The organism is Mycobacterium colombiense, assembly GCF_001665835.1.
Taxonomy (GTDB): Bacteria; Actinomycetota; Actinomycetes; order Mycobacteriales; family Mycobacteriaceae; genus Mycobacterium; species Mycobacterium colombiense_A.
Genome location: NZ_LZSX01000075.1, coordinates 1 through 7,996 on the forward strand (window position 1 = coordinate 1; position 7,996 = coordinate 7,996).

At 68.6% G+C, this 7,996-nt stretch carries 7 protein-coding genes; 4 read left to right on the forward strand and 3 right to left on the reverse strand.

From position 1 onward, the window contains the following. From mycP to eccA2, 3 genes are all read left to right on the forward strand, one after another. On the forward strand, nucleotides 1-1,086 hold a 1,086-nt coding region (mycP, locus tag A5760_RS17670; RefSeq protein ID WP_064883085.1), incomplete at its 5' end, for a type VII secretion-associated serine protease mycosin. After that, nucleotides 1,083-2,693 (forward strand): type VII secretion protein EccE, encoded by a 1,611-nt coding sequence (gene eccE / locus A5760_RS17675; RefSeq protein ID WP_064883087.1) that lies wholly within the window; start codon nucleotides 1,083-1,085, stop codon nucleotides 2,691-2,693. The genes mycP and eccE, both read left to right, overlap by 4 nt. Nucleotides 2,694-2,823: 130 nt before the next feature. Then, complete coding sequence (eccA2, locus tag A5760_RS17680; RefSeq protein WP_064883097.1) at nucleotides 2,824-4,665, forward strand: type VII secretion system ESX-2 AAA family ATPase EccA2; 1,842 nt, start codon at nucleotides 2,824-2,826, stop codon at nucleotides 4,663-4,665. A gap of 3 nt (nucleotides 4,666-4,668) precedes the next feature. On the opposite strand, the gene A5760_RS17685 is transcribed toward eccA2, so the two are convergent. Together A5760_RS17685 and A5760_RS17690 are read right to left on the reverse strand one after the other, a co-directional pair. Next, nucleotides 4,669-5,109: a nitroreductase family deazaflavin-dependent oxidoreductase gene (locus A5760_RS17685; RefSeq protein WP_064883089.1), complete on the reverse strand. Its 441-nt coding sequence runs from the start codon at nucleotides 5,107-5,109 to the stop codon at nucleotides 4,669-4,671. A gap of 1 nt (nucleotide 5,110) precedes the next feature. Further along, nucleotides 5,111-5,962: an NAD(P)H-binding protein gene (locus A5760_RS17690; RefSeq protein ID WP_064883091.1), complete on the reverse strand. Its 852-nt coding sequence runs from the start codon at nucleotides 5,960-5,962 to the stop codon at nucleotides 5,111-5,113. Nucleotides 5,963-6,073: 111 nt separating this feature from the next. Here A5760_RS17690 and sigI point away from each other — a divergent pair, with 111 nt between their 5' ends. Then, nucleotides 6,074-6,931, forward strand: coding sequence for an RNA polymerase sigma factor SigI (gene sigI / locus A5760_RS17695; RefSeq protein WP_064883093.1), 858 nt, complete (start codon nucleotides 6,074-6,076; stop codon nucleotides 6,929-6,931). A 3-nt stretch (nucleotides 6,932-6,934) separates the two neighbouring features. Here sigI and A5760_RS17700 read toward each other — a convergent pair whose 3' ends face one another. Further along, nucleotides 6,935-7,936, reverse strand: a complete 1,002-nt coding sequence (locus A5760_RS17700) for a MinD/ParA family ATP-binding protein (RefSeq protein ID WP_231122660.1) — start codon at nucleotides 7,934-7,936, stop codon at nucleotides 6,935-6,937. Between the last annotated feature and the right edge of the window lie 60 nt (nucleotides 7,937-7,996).

The following is a 7,996-nucleotide window of genomic DNA, read 5'->3' on the forward strand; positions in this document are numbered from 1 at the left end:
GATGTGTATAAGAGACAGCCACCGCCCCCTCCGCCGCCGCCGGAGGGCGGGGGCGCCACGGCCGCGTCGAACGGACCGGCCGATCCCCAGACCGAGGACGAACCCGCCGTGCCGCCGCTGCCACCCGGAGCGCCCGATGGGGTGGTGGGGGTCGCCCCGCACGCGACCATCATCTCGATCCGGCAGTCGTCACGAGCCTTCGAGCCGGTCAACCCGCCACCGGGGGATCCCTACTCCGATGAGAAGGTCAAGGCCGGGACGCTGAATTCGGTTGCGCGCGCGGTGGTTCACGCCGCGAACATGGGGGCGAAGGTGATCAACATATCGGTCACCTCGTGCCTGCCCGCGGCGTCGCCTGCCGATCAGCGAGCGCTGGGGGCGGCGCTGTGGTACGCGTCCACCGCGAAGGACGCGGTGATCGTCGCGGCCGCGGGTAACGACGGCGAGGCCGGCTGTAACAACAACCCGTCGTATGACCCGCTGGACCCGTCGGATCCCCGGGACTGGCATCAGGTCAAGATCGTCTCGGCGCCCTCGTGGTTTTCCGATTACGTCCTGTCGGTGGGCGCCGTCGACGCCGGCGGCGCCCCGCTCGACAAGAGCATGTCGGGTCCCTGGGTCGGTGTGGCCGCACCGGGAACCCACATCATGGGCCTCTCCCCCCAGGGCGGCGGCCCGGTCAATGCCTACCCTCCGTCGCGGCCGGGCGAGAAGAACATGCCGTTCTGGGGTACCAGTTTCTCGGCGGCCTACGTCAGCGGCGTGGCGGCGTTGGTGCGGGCGAAATTTCCGGAGCTCAGCGCGCATCAGGTGATCAATCGGATCGTGCAGTCGGCGCACAATCCGCCTGCGGGCGTTGACAATAAGGTCGGGTACGGGTTGGTAGACCCGGTCGCCGCGTTGACGTTCAACATTCCGCCGGGCGATCGGATGCCCCCGGGTGCGCAGAGCCGGGTCATCACCCCGGCCCCGCCGCCCCCGCCGCCCGACCACCGGGCACGCAACATCGCCATCGGATTCCTGGGGATCGTGGCCGCCGGTGTGCTGGTGTCCGCGATCGCCGCGCGATTGCGCAGGGCTCGATGAGGCCCGACCTGACCGGGTTCACCCCCGGTAGCAACCGCCGGGTGATCGGCGTCTGGGTGGTGTTCCTCCTCGCGCTCGTCAGCTGGCTTGTGGGCGGCTACATCGGCGCGGCCGTCGCCGTGGTGGTGGGAATCGCGCTGGTCTTCGTGCGTTGGTGGGGCCAGCCGGCGTGGTCGTGGGCCGTGTTGTGGCGGCGCGGCCGGCGCCCGATCGACTGGGCTGCCCCGATCACCGTCGCCAACAACCGATCCGGGGGCGGTGTCCGCATGCAAGACGGGGTCGCCGTGGTCGCGGTGCAGCTGCTCGGCCGGGGGCACCGCGCGACCATGGTGACCGGCTCGGTGACCGTCGAGACCGAAAACGTGCTCGACATCGTCGAATTGGTGCCGATGCTGCATCAGGCCCTGGGCCTGCAGCTCGATTCGGTCAGCGTGGTCACCATCGGATCGCGGCACGGCACGATCGGGGACTTTCCGCGGGTGTACGACTCCGAGATCGGAACGCCGCCCTACGCGGGCCGCCGTGAGACATGGCTGATCATGCGGCTGGCGGTGATCGACAACGCCCAAGCCCTGTTCTGGCGCACGACCGTTGGCGCGGCGGCCATTTCGGTCGCACAACGCATCGCGGGATTGTTGCGCTGCCAAGGGCTGCGGGCGAAGGTCGCCACCGCCACCGACCTGGTCGAGCTCGACCGCCGGCTCGGGTGGGACGCGGTATCGGGAAGCGCGCAGAAATGGAAAGCCATACGCGGAGAAGCGGGTTGGATGACCACCTACGCGTATCCGGCCGAGGCGATCACGTCGCGCAACCTCTCGCAGGCGTGGACGCTGCGCGCCGACGAGGTCATCCAGAACGTGACGGTCTACCCGGACGCCGAATGCACCGCGACCATCACCGTGCGCACGCCGACGCCGGCGCCGACCCCGCCCAGCGTGATCCTGCGCCGGCTCAACGGCGAGCAGGCGGCCGCGGCGGCCGCGAACATGTGCGGTCCGCTTCCACACCTGCGGGGCATTCGGCGCAGCCCGCTGCCGCCGCAACTGGTCACCGAGATCGGGCCGTCGGGTGTGCTGATCGGCAAGCTCAGCAACGGCGATCGGCTGCTGATGCCGGTCACGGATGCCGGTGAGTTGTCGCGCGTATTCGTCGCGGCGGACGACCCGATCGCCAAGCGGATTGTGATCCGCACCGCGGGCGCCGGCGAGCGGGTCTGCGTGCACACCCGCGACATGTCACGCTGGGTCAGCGTCCGGATGCCGGAGATCAGCGTCGTGAGCAGCTCGCGTCCCGCACCACGGACCACCGTGAGCGTGGTCGAGTACGTTGCGCGACGGGGCAACAGCTTAGGGGCCGCCGAAAGCGGAGTTATCGAGGCCGCGATCTCGCCCACCCCGCGCCCGGCCACTGTGATCACCGTCGCTCCCGGGGGGACCAGGCTCTCCGAGGGACAACGGCACGGCTTCGAGGTGATCATCGAGCAGATCGGCCCGTCGGTGGTGAATGTCAGTGCAGCAGGAGAGAATTGGCTTGTCGAGATGGACATGTTCCGTGCCGAGAACCGCTACGTCAGTCTTGAGCCGGTAAGTATTTCGGTCGGCACGTAGCGGGTCGGTAAGGCGAGTTTGAGGCACAGTGTGATGAGCGCACGTAGCGGTTGCGGCGACAGCTCGAATCGGCCGGAGGCGGCCGACCGCAACTCCGGCGACCATATCCACGGTGCTCGGGATGGGGGACATGATGGGTGATTTACAAACTGCCCGAAGGCATTTCGACCGCGCCATGGCGATCAAGAGCAGGCAGGGCCGGGCGGCGGCGTTGCCGGAGTTCGCTGCCGCCACCGACGCCGACCAGTCGATGGCCGACGCGTGGCTGGGACGCATCGCGTGCGGCGACAATGACCTGGCGTCGTTGCGACAGCTGTACGCCACCAGCGAATGGCTGCACCGCGAGACCACGCGCATCGGGCAGACGCTGGCCGCCGAGATACAGCTGGGCCCCTACATCGGCATCACCGTCACCGACGCCTCACAGGTCGGGCTGGCGTTGGCCTCCGCGTTGACGATCGCCGGGGAGTACGCCGAGGCCGACAGGCTGCTGGCCAACCGTGACCTGCTGGACTCGTGGACCAACTATCAGTGGCACCAGTTGGCCCGGACGTTCCTGATGTACCGCACGCAACGCTGGGCCGACGTGCTGTTGGCCGCGGCCGACGAGCTGCCCGCGCACGCCATCGTCATGTCGGCTGTGACAGCGTCGATTTGCGCGCTGGCCGCTCACGCTGCCGCCCACCTCGGCCAGGGCCGGGTCGCCCTGGACTGGCTGGACCGCGTCGACGTGATCGGGCACACCCAGTCATCGTCGCGCTTCGACGCCGACGTGCTGACGGCATCGATCGGTCCCGCCGACATTCCGCTGCTGGTCGCCGATCTGGCCTATGTGCGGGGGATGGTGCACCGGCAGCTGCGTGAGGAGGACAAGGCCCAGGTCTGGCTCTCCAAGGCCACCATCAACGGGGTCCTGACCGAGGCGGCCAAAGAGGCGCTGGCCGACCCGAACCTGCACCTGGTCGTGACGGACGAGGAAACCATCGAGAGCCGCACCGACCGGTGGGACGCCTCGTCGGCCAAGAGCCGCGACGAACTCGACGACGACGCCGCCGCCGGTCGGCGCGCCGAGCTGTTGGCCGAGGGGCGCAAGCTGCTGGCCAAACAGGTGGGACTGGCCGCCGTCAAGGCAGCGGTCGCGGCGCTGGAAGACCAGCTCGAGGTGCGGACGATGCGGCTCGAGCATGGCCTGCCGGTGGAGGGCCAGACCAACCACATGCTTCTGGTCGGCCCGCCCGGTACCGGTAAGACCACCACCGCCGAAGCCCTGGGCAAGATCTATGCCGGCATGGGAATCGTGCGGCACCCCGAGATCCGGGAGGTGCGCCGTTCGGATTTCTGCGGCCACTTCATCGGCGAGTCGGGGCCCAAGACCAACGAACTGATCGAAAAGTCGCTCGGGCGAATCATTTTCATGGATGAGTTCTATTCCCTGATCGAGCGCCATCAGGATGGCACACCCGACATGATCGGCATGGAGGCCGTCAACCAGCTCCTGGTTGCGTTGGAAGCCCACCGATTCGACTTCTGTTTCATCGGGGCGGGCTACGAAGACCAGGTGGATGCGTTCCTCACCGTGAACCCGGGTTTGGCCGGCCGGTTCAACCGCAAGCTGCGCTTCGAGTCCTATTCGCCGGCCGAGATCGTCGAGATCGCGCACCGCTACGCGACGCCGCGCGCCAGCCTGCTCGACGACGGCGCCCGCGAAACGTTCCTGGACGCGGCGACGACCATCCGCAACTACACCACTCCCGGCGGGCGCCACGGCATCGACGCCATGCAGAACGGCAGGTTCGCCCGCAACGTCGTCGAACGCGCCGAGGGCTTTCGTGACACCCGAGTGGTCGCACAGAAGCGCGCGGGCCAGCCGGTGACCGTCGAGGATCTGCAGATCATCACCGCGGCCGACCTTCAGGCCGCGGTGCGCAGCGTGTGTTCGGACAACCGCGACATGGCGGCCATCGTCTGGTAGTCGCTACGCCGGATCGAAGCGGAAGACGGCGAGCCGCCCCGCCAGTGCTTCGAATTCGTCAGCCGTTCCGTCGCGCACCATCCCCGACCGCTTCGCGAACGCCACCCCCACCGGAACTTCGATGGGGAACGCCCGCAGCACCGGCCGGGCCTCACTGGCGGAGAGTTCGACGATCCGGACGCTGCGTGACCGTCGACCCCGGCTGAGAGTGCCGGTGCCCGCCGCCCGGGCATTGGCCGCCCAGTCGGCACCGGGATAGCCCGCCACCACATAGAGGCCGTCCCGGAAGCTGAACGGCGTCATCGGGGTGCTCCGTGGTTGACCCGACTTGCGGCCGGGCACGGTGAGTACCATGGCGGGACCGGTCGGAATGCCGAGCCGTTGGACAGCCATCATGAACTTGTTCATCGGCTTGAGGTAGCGCGGGGGACGCGGATCGGTCATCTCAGATTCCTACTTTCTCGTTGGCGAACATGCTGCGGTGTTCGGAAACCCAGTGCGCGAACGGAACTGGCGGGCGGCCAAGGATCTTCTCCACGTCGTGGGTCACCGGGGCGGGGGTGTCGAGCGTCTCGGCAAGCATGGCGATGTAGGCGTCGGCGAAGCCGCTGCCGAAACCCAAACCGATGAATCGTTGTCGCACGGCATCGGTGGGGATCTCGCGATACTGCAGCGCCCGGCCCAGGACACTGCCGATGACCTCGACCAGCTCCGAGTTGGTGAACGACCGGGGACCGGTCAGCGGGATCCGCTGTCCGACAAGGTCATCGGTGAGCAGCGCGTGGGCCGCAACACCCGAGATGTCCGCTTCGACGATGGGCGCCGTCGACGCGGCGGCGTATGGCCCGGCGACCACGTCGCCGGAGCGGATCTGCGCGGACCACATGCCGGCGAAGTTGGTCGCGAACACCGTGGGCCGCAGGCTCACCCAGGCCAGACCGGAGGCGACGGCGAGGCGTTCGACCTCCCTGTTGCGGTCCCCGCGGAACCGGGACGGTTGCCGGTCGACGTCGTCATCGGCATTGATCGCCGACAGCGCGACAAGTTTGGTGACTCCGTCCCGCGCGCATTGGGCCACCACCTCCTCCAGTTGCCCACCCAGGGCCCGCGAGTTCAGGAACACCGCGGCGGCGCCGGGCAGCGCGGCGCCGGCCGAACCGAACACCTCGACCTCCGGGGGAAAGCCGGCCGGTGCCGGTTGCCGGGTGACCGCCCGAACGTGGGCTCCCGCGGCGAGCAGTTCGGTGACGAGTGGACGCCCGACGTTGCCGGTCGCGCCCGTGACGACGATGGTCATGATGGGGTTCCTTCCGTGAACTTCCTGCACTGCTGAAACGACGGGGCAAAAGGTGGGAAAGTTACATCGCAGAACTTGTAACTTTTTGCCCCAGCGGATCGTCGAAGAGTCATGAACCAGTCGCCGTCAGCCAGCGATCAGGTCAGCGAGGCCTGGCGTCGGCACCGCCCGTACCTGGTCAACCTCGGCTACCAGATGCTGGGCGACATCGGCGAGGCGGAAGACATTGCGCAAGAGGCCTTTCTGCGGCTTTCGCGCGCCGACATCAGCGAGATCGAGGACACCCGCGGCTGGCTGACCGTGGTGGCGAGCCGCCTCTGCCTCGACCAGGTGCGCTCGGCCCGCGCCCGGTACGAGCGCCCGGGCGACATCGAAGACCGACCCGCGCCGCGCCGCGTCGACCCGGCGGACCGGGTCACCCTCGACGACGAGATCCGCACCGCGCTGCTCGAAGTCTTGCGCAGGCTCAGTCCCGGTGAACGGGTCGCCTTCGTGCTGCACGACGTATTCGGCGTCCCCTTCGAGTCGATCTCGCAGACCGTGGGCCGCCCGGTCGGCACCTGCCGTCAGCTGGCGCGGCGCGCACGCTCCAAATTCGAAGCGGCGCAACCGAAGTTGGCCGATGTCGCCCCCGCCGAACACCAGCTGGTCACCGAAAAGTTCATCGCCGCCTGCGCCAACGGTGACCTTCAAGCGCTGGCGGCCGTGCTGGATCCGACGGTGTGGGGCGTGGGCACGATCCTTGCGGATCCGGCCCCGCCACCACAGATCAACCACGGGCCGGATGCTGTGGCCACCAACCTGCTGCGCTACCTGTGGCCGGACGTGACCCTGGTCAGCGGCCCGGTGGGGGGACCGGTACTGCTGGCCTTCAGCGAGCGCCGCCTGTTCGCCGTCATCGTGCTGACGATCCGCGAATCCCGGGTGATGAAGATCGAGGCGATCGCCGACCCCTCGGCGCGCGCCTAGTGCTCACTTGTCCGTCGGCCGCTGGTCTTTCGCGCCGTCGGGACGCGCCGCGAAGTAGCCGGCGATGGTCGCGGTGACTTCGAGGAATTTGCGGCGCGTGGCCGGGGCCATCTCGTGGCTCACGTCGATGACGCCGCCCGGCCGCAGGTGGGGGTCGTAGGGCACCTCGATGACCGGCCGGCCGTGATCGGTGAACTCGCGAGCCAGCAAGGCCCGGGTGCGTTTGTCGGCATGTCCGTCCGAATCGTTGAGCACCACGATGGTGTGCCGCAGCAGCGTGTCCAAGCCCTGGTCCGCCAGCCACTCCATGGTCCGCGCGGCGGCGGACGCGCCGTCCGCCCAGGGCGAGGACACCACGATCAGCGCATCCAGGTCGCGCAGGACTTCCTGGGTGAGCGGCGAGTCCATCGTCGAGCCGCAGTCGACGACCGAGATCGTGAAATGGCGGTCCAGCCGCAGCGCGGCCTCCCGGTACATCGCCGGATCGAGCACCCGGCGTGGGCCCGACGCCGGTTCGCCGGCGAGCACGTGAAGACCCGCGGGATTACGGCCCAGCCGCGCCACCACGTCGTCGAACGACCGCAGGTTCTTGTCGGCGGTGAGTTCCCAGAACGAGCCCGTCGAGGCGGGATCGATGCGGCTGCTGAGCCGGCCGAAGGCGGTATCGGCATCGATCGCCACGACGTGGTCCTGATTGCGCAGTCCGGCGAACAACGAGCCCACACTCGCGGCCACCGACGTCTTTCCGACGCCGCCCTTGCCCAACACGCCCACCTTGCGGTTGCCGTACAGGCGGGTCCGGATGGCCGCCTCGAACCGGGCCTCCTGCTGCTGGGCGGGCGACGGGCCCAGGTTGATCAGGCCGAAGGTGACCAGACGCACGACGCGCCGCCAGCCGCGGTCGGGTAACTCATCGCCCGTGGGGAGACCGCTGTGAGGGCCGGTTTGGGGCGCCTGCGGCGGCGCCACAGGCGGAGCGGGTTGGGTGCTGTCTCTTATACACATCTCCGAGCCCACGAGACTGCAGCTAAGCTCGGATGGCGTGTTGCGCTTGCAAAAAGACCG

What these genes read in the sequence shown, in the direction of transcription:
- A5760_RS17690 (WP_064883091.1), bottom strand. Translation starts at nt 5,962, where the DNA reads ATGACCATCGTCGTCACGGGCGCGACCGGCAACGTCGGGCGTCCACTC.
- sigI (WP_064883093.1), top strand. Translation starts at nt 6,074, where the DNA reads ATGAACCAGTCGCCGTCAGCCAGCGATCAGGTCAGCGAGGCCTGGCGT.
- eccE (WP_064883087.1), top strand. Translation starts at nt 1,083, where the DNA reads ATGAGGCCCGACCTGACCGGGTTCACCCCCGGTAGCAACCGCCGGGTG.
- A5760_RS17700 (WP_231122660.1), bottom strand. Translation starts at nt 7,936, where the DNA reads ATGTGTATAAGAGACAGCACCCAACCCGCTCCGCCTGTGGCGCCGCCG.
- eccA2 (WP_064883097.1), top strand. Translation starts at nt 2,824, where the DNA reads ATGATGGGTGATTTACAAACTGCCCGAAGGCATTTCGACCGCGCCATG.
- A5760_RS17685 (WP_064883089.1), bottom strand. Translation starts at nt 5,109, where the DNA reads ATGACCGATCCGCGTCCCCCGCGCTACCTCAAGCCGATGAACAAGTTC.